Source organism: Arenibacter echinorum (genome assembly GCF_003259375.1).
Taxonomy (GTDB): Bacteria; Bacteroidota; Bacteroidia; order Flavobacteriales; family Flavobacteriaceae; genus Arenibacter; species Arenibacter echinorum.
In genome coordinates this window covers 748,889-773,539 of the sequence record NZ_QLLN01000002.1, presented here as the reverse complement: position 1 = coordinate 773,539, position 24,651 = coordinate 748,889, and the positions used below count along the sequence as shown (strand labels likewise).

The window sequence follows — 24,651 nt, the reverse complement described above, 5'->3', positions numbered from 1 at the left end:
GTCCTATCCCTGATAGATGTTGGCATCCAAAAACCCCTATTTTAGAAGTTAGTTCGGCAATCATCTACTTTCCAAATATATCCAAGATAATCCATAAGGAATATCCAATATGTAACAAAGTGTGCAATAAATGTAACATTGGCACTCCGTTCTACAATTCCTAGGTGTCCTGATATTCCGCAGGTGTTTTCTTATAGGTTTCCTTAAAGCACTTGATGAAATAAGAGGGAGTATTGAAACCTACGGCATAGGCTATTTCACTTATCGATGCATCCGAGGTCTTCAAAATGCGAACAGCCTGTTTTAATCTTTGTGATCTAATAAAAGCAGTAGTGGAAAGTCCGGTATAGGCCAAAAGTTTCCTATGAAGCTGCATGCGGCTCATTGCCAACTTTTCACAAAAAGCCTCCGCATTGAAGTTAGGATCGGCAAGATGGTCGTCCAGCACGCTTTGCAATTTGTTTAGAAACATTTCATCCGTAGGGGTAAGTGCTATGTCCTTAGCCTCTAATATCAACTCATGACTATATCGGTTCCGCAGCATTTTTCGGTTTCCAATAAGGTTATCCACCCGTGCTTGAAGGATTTTCAATTTAAAGGGCTTGGTAATAAAATCATCTGCACCGGATTGCAGGCCGAGGAGCTCTTGATCTTCACCGACTCCAGCCGTAAGCAAAATAATGGGGATATGACTGGTTCGTTCATCGGTCTTTAATTTATTACAAAGTTCAATTCCGTCACAGAGGGGCATGCGCACATCGGATATTATAATATCCGGAACCACTTCCAGAGCGGTATTGATTCCTTCGAGACCATTGACTGCCTCCACAATCGTGTACCTAGTTTTCCAAGCCGAATTTAGAAACTCCCTTACTTCCTTATGGTCCTCAACAATTAATAAAATAGGCAAGGCACTGGACTCACCGTCATAAGCGGCACCTTGCATAGGTAAATTATAGTCGTTGTGATCCAGGTTTAAGCCGGGTTCACCGACCTCCTTGCCTAATTCCACAACCTCCAAGTTAGCAAAATGAGACTTCATCAAGGGCAAACTCACTGAAAAGTGGATAAGTTTTGCTTCCTCCATTTGAACGCTTATGGAACCTTGATACAAACTCACCAATTCCTTTACAACAGAAAGACCAACACCAGCCCCCTCGGAATATTCATTTTGCTGGTAGAATCGGGTAAAGAGATTATCCAGATCTACCTCTGAATATTGGGCTACCGTGTTTTTGACACTGATCTGTACTTTACCTCCATCCCTTTTGGCAATAAACTGACACATTCCGCCTTCACTTACATATTTAAAGGCATTGGAAAGCAGATTGGTAGTAATTTTTTCCAAAGCATCCTCATCAAACCAAACAGGATTCAATTCATCTATTTCAACCTTATAATCAATTCTTTTAATACCGGCCCTATATCTAAAAGAAGAGGTAAGCATCCCTAAAAAAAGGCCCATATCACCTTTAGAAATCCTTAATTTCAATTTTCCTTTTTCCAACTTTGCCAAATGTAGCAGTTGATCCACCAAGGCTATCAATCGGTTGATATTCCTCTTGATCATGGAAAAATTTGCAAAATCCATATCCGACAGCCCACCTTGGGATAATTTGGAATCCACGGGTCCAGCAATTAAGGTCAGAGGAGTTCGGAATTCATGTGAAATATCGGTATAGAGCTTTGATTTCAAATGATTTAACTTTTTAAACCGTTCGGTTTCTTCCATTTTTAAACGTAAATTCAATTGTAATCGCCATTGCCATTTGAGGTAACCATAAACGCCATAAGCGAGCAATAAAAACAAGAAGACATAAGAAAATTGGGCCATGGGCGTCAAATACCATGGAGACCCAATGGAAAAAGAAAAGCCAACCGGATCATGATTCCAAACCCCATCATAATTACTGGCCTTTACTTGAAATTCGTAATCACCTGGAGGCAATCGCGTATAACGTGCAAAGTTCTTTTCCCCGGAATACACCCAATCACTATCAAAATTTACCAATTTATATTGGTACTGGTTTTTTTCTGGAAGTGAATATTGCAGGCTGGAAAAGCTAAAGGATAGGGTGTTCTGATTTGCTTTCAAAGCAAGTCCATCCGTTATTGGGAAGGATGTATTATACACATCAAAACTAGTGATCGCAATCTTTGGCACTATGGTATTCTCCTTTATTTTGTTAGGTTTAAACCAATAGAATCCATCCAAACCACCGAAATAAAGATTGCCATCCCCATCCTTAAAATACGCACCGGTATTAAATTCTGTTGCCAAGCCCTCGTAATTGTTGTAATTTACAATAGTGGGTGTATCACCTAAATTAGCTGCAGGGGTAAATTTAGTAATGCCCTTATTGGAGCTTAACCATAAGGATCCTTCATTATCTGGCAGTATTCCGTATATTACATTATTTGCAAATCCATCCTTTACAGTGTAGTCATAGAAAATGTTATTTTCAATGTCGTACGCATTGAGTCCGGAACTATTGGTACCTATCCAGAGTATATCATTGGGAGCATAGTACAGGCATTTTATTCTATTACTAGTTAAGGAATTTCCATTTGTAACGAATTGATGGGCTGTAAATGTCTGTTCCTTAATATTGAACAATGCAATTCCATGTCCCTCGGTACCAATCCACAAATTTCCTTTGCCATCTGAGGTAATTACCCTTACATTATTGCTGGGTATGCCATTTTGAAGCTTTGGATCGTAATCATACCTTCTTATTTCACCCTTGACCTTATCAAACTGAATAAGACCTTGATCCCGTGTCCCCAACCAAATCCTATTCTCTTCATCTTGATAAATAGACCAAATCGTATTTGCGGAAAGCGAACTTTCACTTGTATCGGAAAAATGCACAAACTCACCTTTGGTATCCCGCATGTTTAAGCCGCCGTCCTGAGTGCCGATCCATAAATTGTCCTCTTTATCAAACATCAAACTCATAACGCGATCGGAAGAAATGGTGTTTTCATTTCCGGTTCCCGCCTTAAAGGTCCGCCAACTATCGGACTCCGGGATATATTGAGTTAGACCTTTGCCAGAAGTACCTATCCAAACCGATTTCTCCTTATCTACCACAATAGACCTAACAACATCTATACTTACATTCTCTGGTGTTTGATAATCCGTAAAAGAATTAAATTTTTCCAAATACTGATCGTAATAACTAATTCCCGCCCCATCTGTTCCAAACCATAGCGTTCCGGAATAATCTTCATAAATACTCAGTATATCATTATAGTGAAGGGCAGTGGGATTATGCTTGGTTGTAATAAAATGTGTAATTGAAAGTTGATCAAAATTAACTAGATAGAGTCCCCGTCCATAAGTTGCTATCCATAGTCTATTCAACGCATCCAAATGCAGGTCGGTTATATTCAAATCCTTTGACAAACCGTCTTTAAAGCCCAAATCCTCCAAACGTTTAAATACGCTCTCCCCGGGATTCCTAAAATAAAGCCCAGCGCCAAAAGTGCCTATCCATTCCCTAGACCTGGTATCAGTAACAATATCACTATAATTGGCAACTACCCGATTGCCATTGGCTGTTTGACCCTTTACTTTGTGCAAGCGCACGTTGTTGTAGTCATATTCCACAATTTCCTTGTCCATGCACAACAATAGGATACCCTTTTCATTCTGGGTGATGTTATAAATAGTGCCCCCAGCAATGTTGGGTGAAAGCATTTGACTAACCCCTTCCTTATCCGCCTTTTTTAAATAAAGTCCGTTGGAGTAGGTGCCTATCCACAGATTAAAATCCCTATCCATGAATATGGAACTTGCATCGTCAATTCCCGAAAGTGGAACAAAAACATTTGAACGGTTTTCCAGTTTATAAGGAATTCGATCATTGGGAATGGCCCAGACATGACCCTTTCTATCCACATAAACCTTTCCTAAATAACTTTGTGTGGCCCTTGTAACATCGGCAAACGTAAAAGGATATACACTAAATGTGCTACCATCGTACTTGTTAAGCCCGTCCTGCGTAGCAATCCACAAAAATCCTATACTGTCCTGAGCAATGGATACAGCACTGTTCTGTGAAAGTCCGTCATTTACCGAGAGCTGTCTAAATTTGATTTGGTCTTGGCAATATAGTAACTGAGCGCAATTAAAATAAATTGCACCAATGAACAACGTGAAGATAAGTTTTAATAATTTTTTCTTGTCCACGGCTAGTTCTATCCTGAATGGTATGATACAAGATAAGATATATCTGACAAGAAATCAATGAAAATATACTTTAGGAATATGGGCTATATTAGAACTATGACCTTGGGGTCTCTTTTCTGTACCCCAAAATTTTTTGAGAAAATTAAAAAAATAACCACCAAATAGGTGCGATCCTTAAGATGCAATGAGATTATGAATTACGAGAATCGGAACCACACGTTTAGGTAGTTCCCCCGAAACCTAAAGACTATGCGAATTCCAAAACCTACAAGTTGATTGCGTTTTTCAAATTTACATCAACATCCCTCGGATAGTTTTGCAACAATGACATGTTCGTATTAAAAAATCCTACAGGACCGCACTTTTTTTGGCAGTTAATTTTACTTATTAATATTTATGGTCATTGAATGCTCTTGATTATTATATACCATTTATGAATCATATGTACAAAACTAAATTCTTAATACCTCCTATCCGCTACGGCCTTATTATCAACAAGAGACCTATTCTTATTTGTATCTACCTTATGTTCCACTAAATTGTTTTCTTGGGAAGTTGTGCTCTGATTGTCTGTAATAACAGCTACAACAAGGACTAAAACTAAAACGATAAAAAAAGCTATACATTTATTCATCACCTGGGTTTTGGCACTATTAGGTTAAACATGATTCCTATCTAAGGAAATATTTGGTTAACCAAATGTATACGAAATGTAAGAGCATATACCCCGTAATTGTGTAAATGGTAAAATTTCCTGTATAAATGACATTGGGCAAATTCAAGATACATCTATTTCTATTCTTAGATAAAAACCATTAGTCCTAATCCTCCTTTCCCCAAAGACCCAATCTTAACCCAATAACCACCAACTATACTCAATTCAAATCCATTGACACAAAATATTAAAAGCTTAACGAACAATATTTCTATTTTTGAGTATCTTTCCTATACTATGTTAGAAGCAGTTTTAGTAGACGACGAAATTAAAGCCCTACAGAGTCTTTCTTGGGAGCTGACCAACTTTAGTGATGAAATTAAAGTGGTAGCCTCCTTTACGGATCCTTTTGAGGCCCTAAAATATTTGGAGCAAAACCCTCCGGATTGTTTATTCCTGGATATAGAAATGCCCACAATGGACGGATTTCAATTTATCCAGAAATTACATAACAAGGAATTTCCAGTGGTCATCACCACTGCCTACAACCAATATGCGATAAAAGCCCTTAAGAACGAGGCAATAGATTATCTTCTAAAACCAATAGATACAGATGATTTAAATGCCACCATCGCTAAAATAAAAAAGTTCAATAGCAAAAATTATACGGCGGAAAAGCTGGAGAAAATATTGTTGAAATTCAATTCCGACTCACTTCAAAAAAAGATTACTATAAATACAGACGGGAAATTATTATTTTTACAAAGTGATGAAATTCTTTTTGCAGAATCCGATGGTAATTACAGTACCTTATTTTTAAGTGATGGACAAAAAATTTTGCTCACCAAAAAATTAAAGGAGGTAAATCAGATACTGCCCAAGGATACTTTTTTTAGAATTCACAATTCCTTTATCATAAACCTTAACAAAATAAAGGAATTTCTTAAAACAGATGGTTACGTAATTTTACAGTCCAACCATAAAATACCGGTTTCAAGACAGAAAAAGTCCGACTTTCTAGATTTAATATAATCTATCATTATGAATTTTCCCTCCTTATTTTTTTCTATCTCTTGTCGACTTCCATTATTAAATATAGGCCGCTTCTTTTTTTTTTTAGCTTTTTCTACCCTTTCTCTTTTCAAGGCCAATTCGCAAGAAGTTTCAGAAGAATTTAAAAGGATAACGGATAGCCTTATAAAAGCCGCCCCGGTAACCTATCAAGAATTGGATTCCATTTTAAACCCAAAAAGAAGTGATACCACCTACATGCGCTTTTTTGATATGGAGTCTGCCCGAAAAAAATATTTTATAGGGCAGTCCTACGCCTTAAACCAGCTAGGGAGAAAATACAGGGATATTTCCGATTATTCCAAGGCCGTTGCCCTACATGAAAAGGCCTTGCAGGCCGCCGTGGATGCCAACAACTTGGAATTCCGGGTGTACAGTTTAAATATGTTGGGCGTGGTCTATAGACGGAGCGATGCCATAAAAATAGCCTTGGATTACAACCAGGAGGCTTTGGAATTGGCGGAGTCGGAAGAGAATCCCTCGGACGGACTAAAACGAAGTATAAACGTTTCCCTAAACAGCATAGGTAACCTTTATTCTATCCTGAAACAATACGATATAGCCATTGCACAATTTAAGAAGTCGATGGCATTGGAAAAGGAACTTGGCAATAAGTTAGGCCTTGCCATTAACTATCAAAATATTGGGGAATGCTTGGAATACAAGGGTGAATTGGAAGAGGCTCTACACTACTACAGGACCTCCTTGGATTACAATAATGAAATTGACAGCGATAAGGGAAGGGTTATATGTAAAAATAGTATTGCCCAGATCTATATAAAGCAAAACAAATTAGCACAGGCATTGGAAATCCTTGAACCCAACCTGTTGGCTGCGGAATCTTTGGGGGACATGTCTATCATAGCTGCCATAAACATAAATATTGGCTGGGCACTGATGGAGTTAAAACAATATGCTGAATCGGAAAAATACCTAGTGACCGGATTGGAAATGTCCAAAAAACATCATTTGCCGAGTTATATTGCCCATGCCTATAATTACTTATCCAAGTTATATACCTACGAGGGGAAATACCAAAATGCCTTGGAGTACTATCAAATGGCGGAAAAATTTAACGAAGAAATTAATAGTGAGGTCAATCGCCGTTATATCAACGATTTGATCATAAAATATGAAACTGAAAAAAAAACCAATCAAATAGAAGCCTTGGCCAGGGAAAACGAATTCATGAACCTACGGCTACGTAAAAAAACAAATACCCTGATTATTGGGGCCCTGGGGATGGCCCTTTTAACTTTTATTCTTTACATACTATACAGACAGAAAGAGCTAAAAAACGAAAAACAGATCCTCACGTTGGAGCAAAGTATGTTGCGCAGCCAGATGAACCCTCATTTTTTGTTCAATTCCCTAAATTCAATTAAACTATATATCATTAATAACGAAAAGAAGAATGCGGTACACTACCTTAATAAATTCTCCAAGCTGGTCCGTAAAATTCTCGAAGCCTCCTCATTAAAAGAAATATCCCTTGCCGATGAACTGGAGACCATCGACTTATATATGAACATTGAAAATATTAGATTTTCGCACGAGATAAATTTCACTGTGCGGGTAGACGAACCTATTGATGAGCATACCGTTAAGATACCTTCGTTGATTCTACAACCATTTCTGGAAAATGCCCTCTGGCATGGGCTCTCCTCAAAAGAAGGAGAAAAGAAAATCCATCTGCACGTAAGCCGGGAAAATGAGAAATTCATTCAAATAAGTATCACCGATAACGGTGTTGGCCGGGAAGCCTCCGAAAGAATAAAGGAAAGCAAGGTTTTGAAGCGAAAGTCCATTGGCATCGATATTACCAAGGAAAGGTTGGCCAATTTCTCCAAAGACTTTGAAAACTCCTTTCAGGTAGAAATAATAGACCTGTATGACTCCAATAAAGTGGCCCTGGGCACCAAAGTGGTCCTACACATCCCTACCCATTAGTATGCTCTAAGGCAATTTGCTCCAATTCGGCATACCATTTTTTGCCAAACTTACGAATCAAGGCCTCCTTTACAAATTTGTAAATCGGCACTTTAAGCTCATTGCCCAAAGAACATGCAGGGTCACAGATTTCCCATTTATGATAGTTCACTGCCGTAAGTTCCGAATACTCGCGTACCCTTATGGGGTACAAGTGACAGGAAACAGGCTTTTTCCATTTGGTAGCACCTTGATTATATGCCTCTTCCAGGCCGCATTTTGTAATCCCTTTGTCATCAAAGATCACATAAGCACATTCACTGCCATTCACCAAGGGCGTTTCCCATTCACCATCCTCCCCGCGAATAAAAGCCCCCTGCTTTTCTATTTCAGCAATACCTTCGGGTCGTAAAAAGGGTTTAACCTTGCTATAGATATCAACCAAAATCTCCGTTTCCTTATCTTCAAGGGGTGCTCCGGCTTCACCATCAACGCAACAGGCCCCTTTACAGGCACTTAAATTACAAACGAAATCGTTCTCAATAATTTCCTCCGATACTATTGTTTTTCCAAGTTGGAACATACCATATTATTAGGCGACAAATATAATTCTTTAAGGGATATATTTTCCTTTAAATAAATCCAAATACCCCTAATTAAACGTAAATTTGCCGCGTCTTAGCTAAGAAAGGCCAAACATGTATGTTAGAAACTAGGATTATATTTTTTTAATTATGGAATTCAATTTTAATTTTCGAGAAATAGTTACTGCCAGTATGGTTCTTTTTGCAGTAATAGATATAATAGGAAGCATCCCCATCATAATATCCCTGAGGAACAAAGTAGGACATATCCAATCTGGCAAAGCCTCTGTTGTTTCTGCCTGTATAATGGTGGCCTTTTTGTTTGTTGGGGAAGAAATTCTAAATCTAATAGGAATCGATGTCAACTCTTTTGCCGTTGCCGGGTCTTTCGTAATCTTCTTTTTGGCCATAGAAATGATTTTGGGAATCACCCTTTACAGGGACGATCAACCCGAAAGCGCCTCTATAGTGCCCATTGCCTTCCCCTTAATTGCCGGTGCCGGTACTGTTACCACCTTACTCTCATTAAGGGCCGAATACTACGTAGAGAATATCATTGTTGCCATAGTAATAAATGTTATTTTTGTATACTTTGTCCTGAAGTCCTCTAGAAGAATAGAGCATATTTTGGGTAAAAACGGACTTAACGTAATCCGAAAAATATTTGGTGTTATTCTTTTGGCCATTGCTGTGAAGTTATTTACCTCGAATATCAACCAGTTATTTTAATCTATTAAGCAAGTAAGCAGATGAACAAAATTGTAATAGTAATACTAATTGTACTGGGATTGGGATTAATAGCCTATAACGTGACCTTGGTGGATTTTAAGGATCCTTTTCAAGGAAATAGTATTATAGCCTTAATAGGAATATTGGCTGCCTTATGTGCCATAGTACTTTTGTTGATTTATAGTACTTCTAAAAAAATCCAGAAAAAAATTGAGCAGGATTAATTGGTAGCTTCTATTTTATCCGCTTCCTTTTGCCTAATAGTTGGTTTATCCAATTCCAGCACCTTCTTCAACATATCATCCCCGCCACTTTTTATTTTGGCATAGACATTTGGGTCGAACAATTGTTCTGCCAAGGTTGCCTTAATATATAGCTTTATCCTTTCCTCAAAAGCATAAAAGTCCAATTTGATATTTCTCGCCAGACAATAATCTATAAATACCTCAAAAAGGATATCATCCACTCTAAAGTTATTTATGAATTCTTCCTTGGAATACCCTTTATATTGGGCCCTGTTCCCATCCAAATGCTCAAATACAAAATAAGACAAAAAGCCTAAACTTTCCATGCTTTCAAAATATTCCGATTCATTGGAGCCAATGGGCACAAAAACATCCGGGATAATACCTCCTCCACCATAGACCACCTTTCCTTTTGGGGTTTTAAACTTTAGCGAATCGGCCACTTTAATACTGTCTACCGAAATAAGTTCCCCGCTATGGAAGCGATCTGTAAATTTCTGATAATAATCCTTGTTTCCCTTGTCGTAGGATTTCTGAATGGAACGCCCGGTAGGGGTATAATATCGGGATACGGTTAAGCGGACGGCAGAACCGTCCCCCAAATCCATTTCACGCTGCACCAGACCCTTGCCAAAAGATCTACGCCCCACAATAGTGCCTATATCATTATCCTGTAAGGATCCTGCTATGATCTCGCTGGCAGAGGCGGAACGCTCATTAATTAAAACGTACACGGGCTTATCCTCAAAATCCCCTTTTTTGGTGGCAAAGACCTTATCTATCTTGCCTTTTTTATTTTTGGTAAACAAAATCAATTTCCCATCGGCCAGAAATTCATCCGCCATTTGTTCTGCAATCCCCAAATATCCACCGGGATTATCCCTTAGATCCAAGGTTAATTTCTTTGCTCCTTGGGCCTCCAATTTTCTCAAGGCCGTCCTAAACTCTTTATAGGTTGATTCGGCAAAGCGATTGACCTTGATATAACCCATATCCTTTGTGAGCATATAGTAGGCCTCTACACTTTTTATGGGAACCACATCCCGTTTAATATTTACGCTGAAGGTCCTATTGTCGTCCTTTCTATAAACCTGTAATCTTACCGGAGATCCTTTTTTGCCCTTTAGTTTTTCAACAACCAGGTTATTGGGAATGTTCTCCCCGAACAAAGTATCGTTATCCGCCATTAATATCCTGTCTCCAGCTTGAAGGCCCTTCAGAAAACTTGGTCCGTCCTCAATAGTTCTAATCACGGAAATAGTATCCTTGTACATATAGAAATTAACACCTATCCCCACAAAATCCCCTTTCATATTCTCAGAGACCTTATCCATCTCCTGTTTCGGGATGTATACCGAATGTGGATCCAATTTCTCCAAAATATTGTTTACGGTGACATCTACAATACTATCCGTATTAATGTCATCTACGTACTCGTAATCTATATAATCTATTAATCTGTTGAGTTTGTCCTTTTTAGAATTGGTAGTGAAAAGCTTCTCAGGAGAATCATTAAAATTCAATTTTCCGCCCACAAATATACCCGCGGCCAAAGCTAGGGCAATGATTGTGGGCCATATGTAGGAATTTTTTCTCTTCATGATTCAAAATAGCATTTACACGTTCACAATTATGGGCAGGTGAACGAGCTGCACTCCGGCTTTTTCAAGAAATTGCAACCCAGAGTTATCTTTATAAGCTGTCTGATATACTACACGTTTTATGCCAGACTGATGTATTAACTTACTGCATTCCTTGCAAGGTGACAATGTTATGTACAGTGTGGCACCTTCACAGGACTGAGTGGAAGAGGCTACTTTGGATATGGCATTGGCCTCGGCATGAAGAACATACCACTTGGTATATCCTTCTTCGTCCTCGCAAATATTTTCAAATCCGGTTGGGGTCCCATTGTAACCGTCGGAAATTATCATCCTATCCTTCACTATTATCGCCCCCACCTGCTTGCGTTTGCAAAAGGAGAGTTTACCCCATTCACTGGCCATACGTAAGTACGCCTTGTCGTACTTTTCCTGTTTACGTTCCTTCATCCGTTGATTTTTCCCATTAATTCACGAGCCCCTTTCCCTTAACCATGTCTCTAGCCCCCTAAGCAGCTACTCCAATGGTTTGCTTTTACAAAGGTAAGGGAACTTTTTATTGAAAATATTAGCGCATTGGGAATAATATAACTTTTCCTTACTAAGATAGCTGCTACCTATAGCCCGTACAATCCTGAAAGGTTAAGATTTAGTCAAACTCTACCAAGGAAACGTTGCAAACAACATAGGTATTGTAATCAATAGGATAATAATCGATGTTACTTGAGTAAAAATCGGTTGTTTTACCGCAAATAAAGATCTTACAATATAATTGGTGCACAATACCGCCAGTAGAATTAATATTTGGGAAAATTCTATCCCAACCGCAAAACCCAATAAGGGAGAGATTTTTTCCTCTTCCCCGGCCATCAGCATCTTAAAGTAATTTGAGAACCCGAAACCATGAACGAGGCCAAAGAATCCCGTTGCTACACTATAAATGACCATATCCCTATGTTCTGCGGGTTTATTGGCATGGAATAGATTGTGAATGGCTGTAAAGAAAATGGTAACAGGAATAAGAAACTCTATCAACCCAACATCAACTGTCATTACCTCATACACCGAAAGGGCAAGTGAAGCGCAATGTGCAATTGTAAAAATAGTGGCAAGTACCAATATTTTTTTCCAGTTTGCAAAGGTAAATGGAACCGCCAGAGCTGCCAAGAACAAAATATGGTCATAAGCATCCAAATCCAAAACATGCTCCAATCCCATCTGAATGTAAAACCAAAAATTCCCCATTGTCCAGAATAAAATTTAGATTTATTTAATTAGTGTCCTAAAGGCCTCTTTCCTTTTGAATAATCTCATAGGCTTTTTGAACTTCCTTAAACTTTTCTTCAGCCCCTTTCTTAATAGCTTCGTTTTCGGTATTTACCCTATCAGGATGATACTTTTTGGCCATGGTCCTATAGGCCTTTTTAACTTCATCGTCGGTCACCGATTTTTCAATTTCCAATATTTTGTATGCATTATCGGCCGATTTGATAAACATGGCCTTAATACTTTCAAAATCGATATGACTTACCCTAAAGTAACCTGCTATTTCCGAAATTTTATCGATTTCCGCTGGGCGTAAGGTACCATCCGCCTGGGCTATTCCAAACAAAAAATGCAATAATTGAAGCCTTACTTCATATCTAGTGCGCTGATTTAGATAGTTGCAGATACGCTCGGCAGAGATTTCCCTTTTTTTAACAACCTCATTAAAGGTCCTAAAAATGGCATTGGCCTTATCCTTGCCATAGGTGCTTACAAAGTAACGCCTCACATAATCCATCTCGGTCTGACTAACGGAACCGTCCGCCTTTATGACAATGGAACAAAGGGAAAGCAAATTGATCTCAAAATCGGCCGGAGATACATTCTGTTGCGTAATATCCCTAAAAACAGAACGCCCTCCCCCACTGCCAGAGCTTTTCAGATTATCAAAAAAGCTACCAATAATAAATCCCAGTATTGCCCCAGGAAACCTAAAGACATAATACCCCAATATTGCAGCAAACCATTTAATCATCTTTATTTCAAATTTTGGCAAAGATATAATTTTAAGGTACAATAGAAGGTCTAATGAAAAGTTAAGGTATTTAGTTAGGATGCCTTAAAATGGTTATCTTTGAAAACTTTATCAATAATCGAATAAAAATTTATACTATGTATCCTGCAGAATTAGTAAAACCTATGAGACAAGACTTGGCTATAGCCGGTTTTGAAGAACTATATACAGCCGATGCGGTTAAAAGTGCCCTTGGTAAGGAAGGAACTACCTTGGTAGTGGTCAATTCAGTTTGTGGCTGCGCCGCCGCCAATGCAAGACCTGCTGCCAAAATGAGCCTTCAGAATCCAAAAAAACCAAACCATTTGGTAACCGTTTTTGCCGGTGTAGACACTGAAGCTGTTAACGCCGCAAGGAATGCAATGATTCCTTTTCCACCATCTTCGCCCAGTATGGCATTGTTCAAGGACGGAGAATTGGTACATATGATTGAACGTCATCATATTGAAGGTAGGCCTGCAGAAGTAATTGCAGAGAATTTAATGGAAGCTTACAATGAGTTTTGTTAATGTGGCATTACCTCATTAATATTCAGTAAATAATCTTGAATGAAACCGCTTTGTAAAAGAGCGGTTTTTTATTTTTGTAGCATGCAAAAAGTATTAGCATTTCCCTTGTCGGCCCTTTACCTCCTATTATTTGGGTCAACATTGCTTCTGTTCCATCCCATTCAATGGGTCTGCTTTAATTGGTTCGGCTATAATGCCCACAGAATAAGTGTGGCCCTGTTGAACCTCTGCCTGCTTCGCTGTACCCATATACTAGGAACGCGCTATACCTTTAACAATCCACAAGATATACCAACAGATAGACCGGCCATTATTGTGCTCAACCATCAAAGTATGCACGATATTCCACCTATTATTTGGCACATGCGAAAACATCACCCCAAATTTGTGAGTAAGATGGAATTGGGCAAAGGAATACCCAGCGTGTCCTATAACCTTAGGCATGGCGGTTCTGTACTCATAAATAGAAAGGATAGTAGGCAGTCCCTGACGCAAATTGCAAAACTGGGCGCTTATATTGAAAAATACAATCGTTCCGCCGTCATATTCCCGGAAGGTACCAGAAGTAAGACAGGACAACCCAAAAAATTCCACACCACTGGATTAAAGGTCCTATTAAAAAAGGCGCCTTCCGCCCTAATTATCCCCATTAGCATCAACAATTCCTGGAAAATGTTGAAATACGGTAAATTTCCGTATGGAATTGGTAACCACATAACCTTTGACGTTCATAAACCATTGGAAAATACAGGAGATGTTGAAGAACTCATAGAAAATATAGAAAGAACCATAACCAAGGCCATAATTCCATCAGCATGACCAACACCCAAATCATAGAGGAAACCATTGCCTTTGTTAAAGAGACGCTCAAGGGAGCCGAAGGGGGACACGATTGGTTTCATATCCAACGCGTTTTTAAGAATACCCTTCTTATAGCGAAAGATGAAAAGGTAGATGTACTCGTAGTTAGCCTAGGTGCCCTACTTCACGATATTGCAGATGCAAAGTTTAATGGCGGGGACGAAACGGTTGGACCAAAAATGGCAATGGAATTTTTAACTTCCCTTGAGGTCGATGAAAAGATAGTGGATCATGTGGTGAAAATAATTGAAAACATATCCTATAAATCCAGTTTGGACTCTAAAAAACTATTTACTTCCAAGGAATTGCAGGTGGTACAGGATGCAGATCGATTGGATGCCATTGGCGCCATTGGAATTGCCCGTGCCTTCAATTACGGCGGGTATAAGAATAGGGAGCTTTATAACCCCGAAATTGCTCCCAACCTACAAATGACCAAGGAGGAGTACAAAAAATCAAAGGCACCTACCATAAATCATTTTTATGAAAAATTACTGCTCCTGAAAGACAAAATGAATACGGACTCTGGCAAGAAACTGGCTGAAAAAAGGCACCAATTCATGTTGGAATATCTAAAGCAATTCTATGAGGAATGGAACGGCAATGCTTAACATATCTAGCAAATACCTTTCAGTATATTATTAATCACCTTTTTACTGGGCCTTTATCTACACAAATCCCTGTATCCACTATTATATCCAGCATAAACAAAAGTCTCTGTGCTAAAATAACTTTAATTGACCCCCCTTATAGCCTTCGTACAGCTCTGTATTAAGTTTTGGAAAGACTTTGTCCTTAAAATATTTTTGTCGCGCCAAATGGGCCATATCTTTAATTTGCTGGGCCATTTTGCCTTCGCCCCTGTTACGTATACCAAACCGCCTGTCGTTTAGGGAACCCCCATGGCAGTCCGCTATCTGTTGAAGTACTTTATTGGCCCTATCCGGTAAGGTCTTTCTAATCCAATCCTCAAATATCTGGCCTATGGCCCCATTAAGTCGAACCACGGTGAACCCAAAAGAAAGAGCCCCTGCATCGGATACGGCTCTAGCCAAATTAAGAATTTCATGACTATTTATACCTGGAATAATAGGGGCCAACATTGCATTTACAGGAATATAGTTTTCGGACAAGTGGCGAATTGTCTCCAGTCTCTTTTTAATAGTGGCCGTTCTAGGTTCCAGAATGCGCCTAGTTTCTTCGGACAAAGATGTTACTGAAATATTTACCGCTATCAAATTCTCCTGCGCCAATTGAGTCAGGATGTCCAAATCCCTAAGAACCAATACATTTTTAGTAATTATGCCCACCGGATGCCGGTATTTTAAAAACACTTCCAAACAAGCCCTGGTAATCCTAAATTGCTGTTCCGCGGGTTGATAACAGTCCGTATTCCCCGAAAGGACAATGGTTGCAGCCTTCCAACTTCTGCTTTTCAATTTAGCTTCCAACAGGGCAGGCGCGTCCTTTTTGACCAAAATTTTCCGTTCAAAATCGAGACCCGCACTATAGCCCCAATATTCGTGGGTATTCCTGGCATAACAATAAATACATCCATGTTCGCAACCCTGATAAGGATTCAAGGAATAATTCATGCCCACATCGGGACTATTTACTTTGTTTACAATCGTCTTTGGAAATATAGGAAGGTACTGTGTCTTGTTGGAAACCGATATTTCCCCTTCCATACGGCAGAATTCCAAAAAATCGTCCCTTAATTCATTGGAGAATTGGGCAAACCTATTCTTTGTATTTTTTTGGGCCCCTCTACCCTTGATATATTCTTCCTTTGGCAAAATAATGGATTTAATCCAAACATATGGATTATTTCCAATAGTTGTCAGCTTATATATGTTAATTAACAGACTTATCTATAAGCATGGGCTAAAGCTAATCCACAAAAGAATTTTTATTTATTGGAGCCAGTAATTTCAACTTTGACCAATTGCTTTTTAGATCCCCTTTTGGCATAATAAAGCATATTACTGTTTTCCTTGTCTATTAACGGCATGGAAACCATTAACGGAAGGCGTGCTTCGTGGTCATCTATTACCTTTTCATAACTTATCTTCCCTTCCTTGTCCAATTGGATCATAAACACATTTCTGTTGCGGCTAAGGCCCTGTTTAAAAACTAGCCTTTCGCCACTTAACAATTGTGGATTTTCTGATGCCGTACTGATCAAATAATAAGTATTGTCGCCACTGGCACAAGTGCTGTATGAGGCGTAGGCCCCGTCTCCCTGGGTGACCTCCGACTTATTAATATTTCTTGCCCAAATGATATCTCCTTCTGAATTTAATTTGGCACTGACAATGTCGTTGTAATGAAACCTTTCGATTTTAACCCTGGAACCGGTAGGGTCCTGCTGTACACTGGAAGTAACAAAGTATTCCTCCGCGTTAAAAAGAATGGAATTATCCTTGGTAACACTAACATTCTTAAAGACCAAATTTTTTATTTCCGTATCGTCCTCCCTACCAAACTTATCCTCCATAAATTGCTGTGAAAACGCATTGTATTTTTTGGCCTTGATACCTAGGGAGTTCCCATCAAGTTCAAAATAGGCCAAACCATTATATCTATTATCCTTTCTATCTGCATAAAAACCAACACAGATCAATTTATCATTTACTATGATGGGTTTTAAGGCTTCAGAAAATTTACCCGGGTCATCAAAAGTTTGTGTAATGGCCCCATTCTTGGCAACCTTTAGTAATTCGTATTGAAATTTGCGTTCCGTGGCCGCAAAACGCTTCTTTTTATAATAAGCCTTACCAACCAAATATACTTGGTTTAGGTCTTTTGAGGTGACCATGTTTTCAAAGGCATAGTTCTTTTCTTCTATTTCCGCAGAAAAATCATATTCTATGAGCTTTTTTAAGCTACTGTTGAAGAGATATACAAAATGCTTTTCGTCTTTTCCTTTTTTATAGTGGGTACTGATGGCAATAGCGGTTTTGTCCTCATTGAGAAAAGCAGTGGTAGTAAAACCCGATGAAAAATTCCTCTTGTAGTAATTATGGTCCAAGGGCTCATTTACCTGCTGAGAGGGTATTGAAAGAATGGTCTCCTGGGTAAAATTAAAATTGCCTATTGGACTTCTATGCACTACGTAATCATAGGACCCCTTGCCAAGATTGTAATCCAAGAACAAGATATTAAGTTGTCCGTTCTTTACAAAGGCGTTTACAAAATCGAGGCCTTTTAACTTGTAATTATATTCGCCTACCAGTTCCAAATCCTGATTGTAATGTTCAATATAATATCCTTTGGGTTTAAGGATTATGCCGGTGTAATAGGAACGCACCAAAATAGAGCCTCCCATTCCGTCATCCGAAATTTCCAGAAGGTTAGAATACTTATACCTATCGTTATATTTTTCTCCAAAACTATATTTTACAGGCAATTCCTGCGCCTGAGTTAGTAAAAAAAAGCAAAAAAGCAAAAATGGCAACACAAGATTTTTCCCAATATCCATAATAAACTATTTAGGGCATCCTTCTAAGCTCCCGGAAAATTGGCCTTTCTTTTTTCCAAAAAAGCAGTGGTTCCCTCCTTAAAATCTGAAGTACCAAAACAACTGCCAAAAGCTTCTATTTCCGTTTTGAACCCGTTAATACTATTGTTAAAACCAGCATTTATCGCTTTTATTGCATAACTAATGGCCACAGGCGAATTATTCGATATCTTACCTGCAAATTTTTTACATAGATCCATAAGATGTTCCTGCTCCACCACATAGTTGACCAAACCGAACTCCAGTGCCTTGGCCGCATCGATCATTCCAGCTGTTAAGATCATTTCCATGGCCCTGCCCCTCCCTATAAGTTGTGGCAGTCTCTGTGTACCCCCATAACCTGGTATAACACCCAGGGAAACTTCGGGAAGGCCCATACGGGCATTATGGCTGGCCACCCTAAAATGGCAGGCCATGGCCAATTCCAATCCGCCTCCCAAGGCAAATCCATTGACAGCGGCTATGACTGGAGTGGATAGGTTTTCTACAAAGTCGAACAATTGTTTTTGGCCTTTAGCCGCCAATTTAGCACCCTCTTTTTCCGAAAAACTGGCGAACTCGGAAATATCAGCCCCAGCCACGAACGCCTTCTCCCCGCTTCCAGTTAAAATTATCACCTTTACGTTTTTATCCTTCTCCAAGGCCTTAAACGCATAATGCAGTTCTTCGATGGTCGCCTTATTAAGTGCATTTAATTTGGTAGGCCGATTTATGGTGATTATGGCCACCTCTTTGTCTGTAGTAATAAGTAGATTTTCGTATTTCATGGCTTAAAAATTAATTTTTCATCTGAATTTGTCAAAATATTGAATATTGAATTCCTTGCCCATAAGGACTTACATATTTGCGCCTGCATTGGCGATGGGAAACCGCACCGTAAAAATGGTACCCTTACCGGGTTCGGTAGTAAAGTTGATGGTTCCTTTATAGGTTTCCACAATATTTTTTACCATCCCCAGACCAAGGCCCATTCCGCTGGTCTTGGTAGTGAACTTGGGTTCAAAAACCTTGTCCTTTGATTCCATTGAGATTCCCACACCATTATCCTCCACAGTCATTTTTACAAAATCCCCCTCTTTGGAGACGGTTACCAAAACATTGGGAGCCTCTACATTCACAATGGCCTGAGTGGCATTTTTAACCAAGTTGGTAACTACCCTAATTAATTGTGTACGATCCAATTTGGCTATAATTTCCTCTTCATCCGAGGAAAAATGAATATAGTTTTCATCAAAAATATCCACTGCCATTTTTACGATTTTCACCACATTTAAGGTCTCGTTCTGCTGGGCTGGCATATTGGCAAAGTTGGAAAAAGCAGAGGCGATACTACTCATAGTATCGATCTGTTGAATCAATGTTTTTGAAAACTCTGAAACCTTTTTTGTAATGTCAGGGTCGTTAGGGTCGAACTTACGCTCAAAACTCTGTACACTTAGACGCATAGGCGTAAGTGGATTTTTAATTTCATGGGCCACCTGCTTTGCCATTTCGCGCCATGCCTGCTCCCTTTCACCTTTGGCCAATTTTGCAGCACTGATTTCCAGCTCATCTATCATTTCGTTATAAGAGGTAATCAATTTCCCAATTTCCTCGCTGGGATTTTCCACTATGATTTTTTCGTTCCTCTTGGTGAGGTCGGTCTGATTTAATCTGTCCGAAATGGTCTGTAAGGACCTAGTAATATATTTGGAAATAAAATAGGCAAGACCAATGGCCAAGAGCATCAAAAGTAAATAAGCTCCTGTAAGCCTTAATAGTATTTCCTTTAATTCCTTGTCGTTAAAGGAGTTGTCTTCAAAATACGGCAGGTTTAAAATCCCCACATGTTTAAATCTTTTGTCGTCTATGTAGGTGTAGGACGCCTGATAGCTATAGCCTGCAGCCGATTTCTGTTCTACGTACCTCTTGTTACGGGAGGAAGCCAAATTGTTCAACACTTCTGCATCCAAGCAGGTGGAAATGGAATCAATTTCAAATTTAGGCCTAGAACTTTTGATCAATTGGCCTTGTAAGTCGTAAATATTGAAATTAATATTCTGTACCAGGGCGATCTCATAAATTTCATCCCTAAAAATAAGGCCTAAGTTTTCTGTTGTTACAGGAAATGTAGTCTTTTGAAGTGCCAGATCAATACTCTGTTTTATTTGTTCTTCCTTCCGTTCCATGCGGTCAGCATGGTAGTCCCTGTTTTGTTCGCTGTACTGGTATACCGTAACGGATGCAATTAGTATAAATGCAATTACTACCCAAAAAATCATGGAAATAAAAATTCGGGAACGCAATGAAAAGTTTGTGAGCAACTGAAATCTAATTTAGATATTAAAGGTAACAATTATCACGCCAAAACGGATATCAATTTAGAGCCAAGTGGCCATTAAGCCTCAGGTTTTTTTTCGCGGATCCACTTGTAGAGCCTTATGCCCAACATTAATAGAACTCCCAGCACTATAATACCGACAACGCCAAAAATCCAATTGAAGGCGCCCTTTAAAATCACCAAAAAAACCACAGCAAATAAAATTAAGGTCGCCCCTTCGTTCCAGATGCGCATAAATTTGGAAGTGTATTTCACCTCATCGCGCTGCAGCTGTTTAAAGATCTGATGATTTTTTAAATGATAGGCTATAAGTAACAGCACAAAGGCAAGTTTTATGTGCATCCACGGTTGTTGCAACCAGACCGGATACAAAAACAATAGCCATACGGCAAATAAGGTAGCCAAAACGGCGGACGGCCATGTAATGATAAACCACAATCTCTTGGTCATCAACTTTAGTTGATGGGTTAGGATTTCCCTCTCTGGCGACGGTTTTTGATCGGCTTCGATATGGTAGATAAACAAACGAGGTATATAGAACAAGCCAGCAAACCAAGTAACAACAAAAATGAGGTGCAAGGCTTTTATATAGTTGTAATAATCGGTCATACAAGGTCTATTGTTACGTAAAGATAGTAGACGGATTTCTGAAAAACTAATCTTTGGTATCCTTAGTGGCCTACGCTCCCAATACAGGGGTCAATACCGAACAATCAATATCCAAATTTCATTCGCTTCCCAAAAACGGGCTCCATAATTGCCTCTGTAAAAAAAATGCAATATGATTGGGCAATCAAATTAAGATTGATTTGAATAGATTAATTAATGTAGCAATAAGGCCACATTACCTGCAAAAGTTACGTAATTTAGGTAAATGCAAAAAAAGTTATCCATTATAAACCTACTGTCGGTAATTTTGGTGATTGCCGTAAATTATATTTCGCAGGCTGTCCGCATTAACGATACGACTATAGGCGAATTAAGTCAACGGTATACCAATCTTTTTACCCCGGCCAGTTATGCTTTCGCCATTTGGGGCCTTATTTTTTTGGGCTTGTTGGCCTACGCCCTATTTCAAATCAAAGTTGTTTTTTTTGATAAGAAAAAACTTGATTACATAGAACAGACCGGATATTGGTTTGCCTTTGCCAATGTATTGAATGGGATGTGGGTGATTACCTTTGCATATGAGTACATGGGCTTAACCGTACTCATTATGGCCGGTATCTTGATATCGCTGGTCAAAATTATTATCAATACCAATATGGAACGATGGGATGCCCCTAAGGAAATAATTGCCTTTTCTTGGTGGCCGATTTGTCTTTACAGTGGATGGATTACTGTTGCTACCATAGCCAACCTTGCCCTGTATCTAACCAAATTAGGATGGAAGGGCGCATTTCTTAGCGAAGTGCAATGGACCATTGTACTCATAGTAGTTGCCACCTTGTTAAATCTGGTCATCATTTACAAAAGAAACATGCGCGAATTTGCCGCTGTTGGGGTCTGGGCACTATTTGCAATTTATATTAGGCATCAGGGCAGTTTGGAAATCCTGGCATATACGGCATTGGCGTGTAGTGCAATACTTCTATCTGTAATTTTATTCCACGGATACAGTAATAGAAAATCCAACCCCTTTTTTAAACTTTGAATTATTTAAAAAACGGATTTTATATTGATTTCCGTTGAAAGAATAGCTTCTTAAACTTTTGAATGCAGATTTCTTATAGCCTGTATTACTTATGGTATTTCCACCAAGGTAGCCCGAATCTCTTTCCTCAAAAAATAACCCGTAACCACCGTTGCCAGCACATCGGCAATGGGAAAAGAGATCCAAACCCCCAGTTCTCCCAAGTAATTCGGCAAAATTAAAATGAGCGGTATAAAAAAGAAGCCTTGCCGGCTCAAGGTCAGCAATAGTGCTGGTACGGCCTTACCTATGGCCTGAAAATAAGCTGCTCCAATCAATTGAACGGCTATAATAGGTGTTGCAGCAAATACCAGGCGCATGGCAGAAGGGGTGTGCTCCAAAACATAAGAATTCATGGCCAGTTCTGAGGCCGACATATCTGGCTGGTTACTTAGAAACAAGGCGGCAATCTCAGCAGGAAAAATCATAAGCCCCACAAACACTACAAAGGCCAGGCCAGCGGCATAAAGGATTGCGGTATTGATCGATTCTCGTACCCTTTGGTATTTTTTGGCCCCATAATTAAATCCCGCAATGGGAAGGAAACCTTGGGTGACCCCAAAAACAGGGAACAGGGCAAACATAAGCATCCTCGCTATAATGGCGTAGACAGCGATCATGGCCTCCCCTCCCAAACCGAAGAGGATATTGTTCATCAACAGATAAATTAAACTGATTACAGCTTGCCTGGACAAGGTTACGAATCCCAAAGCTCCAATTTCCTTTAAGATTAGGCGATCCAATCCAAAATGGGACCAGTTTAATTTAAGTTCGGAATTATTGGAAAGAAAAAAATACAGGATATAGGCAAAACAAAGAAAATACCCAATGGTGGTTGCCCAAGCTGCCCCTTCCATACCCCAGTCAAAGACATAGATGAAAATATAATCCATCAGAAGATTCCCCACTGAAGGAATTATCATGGCATTCATGGCAAATCTAGGCTTGCCTTCCGCCCTAATTACGGTATTCCCCATCATACAAAGCGCCAAGAATGGCACCCCGTATAGTACAATGGTATAATATATCTTTGCTGGTCCAAAAATATCCCCTTTACCACCAAAGGCCGGAATAAGGCTATTTACATAATACAGCCCTAATATCACCATGACAATGGTAACCAGTAGTGTCAGGCTAATTTGATTTCCAAAGGTCTTTAAGGCCTTTTCCTTATTATTCTCACCCAGGGCACGTGAAATAATACTGGAACCTCCAATACCAATGGCCATACCGAGAGCCGCTATAAAAAAGGAAACCGGAAGTACTACATTGATGGCCGCAATGGCTATAGAACCGATCCAGTTGCCCACGAAAATAGAATCGACCAGAACGTTAAGTGACATGACCAAAATACCAATAGAGGCCGGAACTGCCTGTTTAACCAGTAATTTTCCTATAGGTTCACTGCCCAACTGTTCTGAGGATACCTTGGCCATTACACAGGAAGTGTTTCCTTAACCTGCCAATCCCCTATCCATTTCACCATTAAATTAACCCATGCCTTATTATCGTTAAGACAGGGAATATGTTTGTAATCTTCCCCTCCAGCTTCCTGGAACTGATGTTTTCCTTCCATGGCAATCTCTTCCAAGGTTTCCAGACAATCGGCAACAAAGGCCGGGGTAATCACCGCCAAACGCTTAATACCCTCTTTCCCAAAACGCTCAAATTCAAAGTCGGTATAGGGCTTCAACCAGGGATCGTTTGGCAATCGGGACTGAAAGGAAAGACTAACTTTATCATTTGAAAGACCAAGTTTTTCCTTTACTTTCTCGGTCATCTCATAACACTGATGACGATAGCAGGTATGATGTGCCACCGAATTGGTCTTACAACAGTTATCATCTATTTTGCAATGGAATTTTGTGGGGTCGGACTTTCTAATATGTCTTTCGGGAATACCGTGATATGAAAACAAAATATGATCGTATTCAAAACCTTTTAGGCCTTCGGCAATACTTTCTGCAAGTACTTCAATATAATCCTTGTTATTATAAAAAGCTGGAAGGGTTGTTATTTTTATATTTGGAAAAAACTCATCCTTGACCTCCATGGTCTTTACCACCACGGTTTCATAGGAAGACATGGCATAATGTGGATACAATGGAACCAACAGCACCTCGTCTACCCCTTTTTGGGACAACTCCCCCAAGGCATTCTTAATCGTCATACTCCCGTAACGCATCCCCAAGGCCACCGGAATTTCACTTTGCTCTTTTACCTTATCGGCAAATCGTTCAGAAATAACTATTAAGGGAGATCCTTCTTCCCACCATATCTTTTGATAGGCTTCCGCCGATTTTTTAGGTCTAGTTTGTAGAATAATCCCGCGCACTAAAATATTCCTTAACCAATTGGGGACATCTATAACTCTTTCGTCCATTAGAAATTCATCCAAATAAGGTTTAACATCCTTAGGCGTGGGACTATCCGGGGAACCTAGGTTTACCAACAAAACTCCTTTCATTCTTCCTTTTTTATCAATTTACTTGTTCAACAAAAATAACACTTGCGGAGCAACTATAATTTAAAACCTATAAATAGTTTATCTATACCGGAATAGATAGGAACAATTTATAGGGCATTGTCATACCATAGCTTTTTTAATACCATTGGGTATTTTATTTTCAATGCCCCGAATTTGTTTACAAATTAGCCACCTCCAAGCTTTTATGGGCTC

General features: G+C 39.3%; 22 protein-coding genes. 8 read left to right on the top strand and 14 right to left on the bottom strand.

The annotated features are described in order from the left end of the window. Positions 1-160: 160 nt before the first annotated feature. Positions 161-4,195 carry a two-component regulator propeller domain-containing protein gene (locus tag LV92_RS07045; RefSeq protein ID WP_111622913.1) on the bottom strand — a complete coding sequence of 1,345 codons (4,035 nt, stop codon included), beginning with the start codon at positions 4,193-4,195 and terminating at the stop codon, positions 161-163. A 460-nt stretch (positions 4,196-4,655) separates the two neighbouring features. Then, complete coding sequence (locus LV92_RS21740; protein WP_170126296.1) at positions 4,656-4,829, bottom strand: hypothetical protein; 174 nt, start codon at positions 4,827-4,829, stop codon at positions 4,656-4,658. A 318-nt stretch (positions 4,830-5,147) separates the two neighbouring features. On the opposite strand from LV92_RS21740, the gene LV92_RS07040 reads away from it, so the two are divergent. Next, positions 5,148-5,882 (top strand): LytR/AlgR family response regulator transcription factor, encoded by a 735-nt coding sequence (locus tag LV92_RS07040; RefSeq protein ID WP_031446283.1) that lies wholly within the window; start codon positions 5,148-5,150, stop codon positions 5,880-5,882. 9 nt (positions 5,883-5,891) lie between these two features. Further along, on the top strand, positions 5,892-7,871 hold the full coding sequence (locus LV92_RS07035) for a tetratricopeptide repeat protein (RefSeq protein ID WP_111622912.1): 1,980 nt from the start codon (positions 5,892-5,894) through the stop codon (positions 7,869-7,871). Here LV92_RS07035 and LV92_RS07030 read toward each other — a convergent pair. Next, positions 7,861-8,433 carry a DUF3109 family protein gene (locus LV92_RS07030; protein ID WP_111622911.1) on the bottom strand — a complete coding sequence of 191 codons (573 nt, stop codon included), beginning with the start codon at positions 8,431-8,433 and terminating at the stop codon, positions 7,861-7,863. The genes LV92_RS07035 and LV92_RS07030 overlap by 11 nt on opposite strands. Before the next feature lie 151 nt (positions 8,434-8,584). Here LV92_RS07030 and LV92_RS07025 point away from each other — a divergent pair, with 151 nt between their 5' ends. Both LV92_RS07025 and LV92_RS07020 read left to right on the top strand, forming a co-directional pair. Beyond that, positions 8,585-9,163 carry a MarC family protein gene (locus LV92_RS07025; protein WP_111622910.1) on the top strand — a complete coding sequence of 193 codons (579 nt, stop codon included), beginning with the start codon at positions 8,585-8,587 and terminating at the stop codon, positions 9,161-9,163. A gap of 20 nt (positions 9,164-9,183) precedes the next feature. Then, the gene (locus LV92_RS07020; RefSeq protein ID WP_111622909.1) at positions 9,184-9,387 is read left to right on the top strand and encodes a hypothetical protein; all 204 of its coding nucleotides are present in this window, start codon (positions 9,184-9,186) and stop codon (positions 9,385-9,387) included. Here the strand turns inward: LV92_RS07020 and LV92_RS07015 are convergent. The 4 genes from LV92_RS07015 to LV92_RS07000 form a co-directional block, all read right to left on the bottom strand. Continuing rightward, positions 9,384-11,009, bottom strand: a complete 1,626-nt coding sequence (locus tag LV92_RS07015) for a S41 family peptidase (RefSeq protein ID WP_111622908.1) — start codon at positions 11,007-11,009, stop codon at positions 9,384-9,386. The genes LV92_RS07020 and LV92_RS07015 overlap by 4 nt on opposite strands. Before the next feature lie 15 nt (positions 11,010-11,024). Then, on the bottom strand, positions 11,025-11,459 hold the full coding sequence (locus LV92_RS07010; protein ID WP_031446277.1) for a deoxycytidylate deaminase: 435 nt from the start codon (positions 11,457-11,459) through the stop codon (positions 11,025-11,027). Positions 11,460-11,669: 210 nt separating this feature from the next. Then, positions 11,670-12,254, bottom strand: coding sequence for a HupE/UreJ family protein (locus LV92_RS07005; RefSeq protein ID WP_111622907.1), 585 nt, complete (start codon positions 12,252-12,254; stop codon positions 11,670-11,672). Positions 12,255-12,291: 37 nt separating this feature from the next. After that, on the bottom strand, positions 12,292-13,029 hold the full coding sequence (locus LV92_RS07000; RefSeq protein ID WP_111622906.1) for a tellurite resistance TerB family protein: 738 nt from the start codon (positions 13,027-13,029) through the stop codon (positions 12,292-12,294). A gap of 137 nt (positions 13,030-13,166) precedes the next feature. Between LV92_RS07000 and LV92_RS06995 the strand changes: the two genes are divergently transcribed. From LV92_RS06995 to LV92_RS06985, 3 genes are all read left to right on the top strand, one after another. Beyond that, positions 13,167-13,577 carry a BrxA/BrxB family bacilliredoxin gene (locus LV92_RS06995; RefSeq protein WP_031446274.1) on the top strand — a complete coding sequence of 137 codons (411 nt, stop codon included), beginning with the start codon at positions 13,167-13,169 and terminating at the stop codon, positions 13,575-13,577. 81 nt (positions 13,578-13,658) lie between these two features. Beyond that, a complete protein-coding gene (locus LV92_RS06990; RefSeq protein ID WP_111622905.1) occupies positions 13,659-14,396 on the top strand; it encodes a lysophospholipid acyltransferase family protein in 738 nt (245 codons plus the stop codon). Next, the gene (locus tag LV92_RS06985; RefSeq protein WP_111622904.1) at positions 14,393-15,049 is read left to right on the top strand and encodes an HD domain-containing protein; all 657 of its coding nucleotides are present in this window, start codon (positions 14,393-14,395) and stop codon (positions 15,047-15,049) included. The genes LV92_RS06990 and LV92_RS06985 overlap by 4 nt, the downstream gene beginning before the upstream one ends. 111 nt (positions 15,050-15,160) lie before the next feature. Here the strand turns inward: LV92_RS06985 and LV92_RS06980 are convergent, their stop codons facing one another. From LV92_RS06980 to LV92_RS06960, 5 genes are all read right to left on the bottom strand, one after another. Continuing rightward, positions 15,161-16,234 carry a PA0069 family radical SAM protein gene (locus LV92_RS06980; protein ID WP_111622903.1) on the bottom strand — a complete coding sequence of 358 codons (1,074 nt, stop codon included), beginning with the start codon at positions 16,232-16,234 and terminating at the stop codon, positions 15,161-15,163. A gap of 113 nt (positions 16,235-16,347) precedes the next feature. Then, positions 16,348-17,919 (bottom strand): hypothetical protein, encoded by a 1,572-nt coding sequence (locus tag LV92_RS06975; protein WP_245946286.1) that lies wholly within the window; start codon positions 17,917-17,919, stop codon positions 16,348-16,350. A 23-nt stretch (positions 17,920-17,942) separates the two neighbouring features. Beyond that, positions 17,943-18,725, bottom strand: a complete 783-nt coding sequence (locus LV92_RS06970) for an enoyl-CoA hydratase/isomerase family protein (RefSeq protein ID WP_111622902.1) — start codon at positions 18,723-18,725, stop codon at positions 17,943-17,945. Between the two features lie 69 nt (positions 18,726-18,794). Continuing rightward, a complete protein-coding gene (locus LV92_RS06965; RefSeq protein WP_111622901.1) occupies positions 18,795-20,219 on the bottom strand; it encodes a sensor histidine kinase in 1,425 nt (474 codons plus the stop codon). A gap of 116 nt (positions 20,220-20,335) precedes the next feature. Then, positions 20,336-20,887 carry a CopD family protein gene (locus LV92_RS06960; RefSeq protein WP_111622900.1) on the bottom strand — a complete coding sequence of 184 codons (552 nt, stop codon included), beginning with the start codon at positions 20,885-20,887 and terminating at the stop codon, positions 20,336-20,338. Between the two features lie 265 nt (positions 20,888-21,152). Between LV92_RS06960 and LV92_RS06955 the strand changes: the two genes are divergently transcribed. Then, a complete protein-coding gene (locus LV92_RS06955; RefSeq protein ID WP_111622899.1) occupies positions 21,153-21,932 on the top strand; it encodes a tryptophan-rich sensory protein in 780 nt (259 codons plus the stop codon). Positions 21,933-22,021: 89 nt separating this feature from the next. On the opposite strand, the gene LV92_RS06950 is transcribed toward LV92_RS06955, so the two are convergent. After that, the gene (locus LV92_RS06950; protein ID WP_111622898.1) at positions 22,022-23,407 is read right to left on the bottom strand and encodes an MATE family efflux transporter; all 1,386 of its coding nucleotides are present in this window, start codon (positions 23,405-23,407) and stop codon (positions 22,022-22,024) included. Then, positions 23,407-24,438, bottom strand: a complete 1,032-nt coding sequence (gene hemH / locus LV92_RS06945; RefSeq protein WP_111622897.1) for a ferrochelatase — start codon at positions 24,436-24,438, stop codon at positions 23,407-23,409. Before hemH ends, LV92_RS06950 begins: the two co-directional genes overlap by 1 nt. Positions 24,439-24,651: the final 213 nt, after the last annotated feature.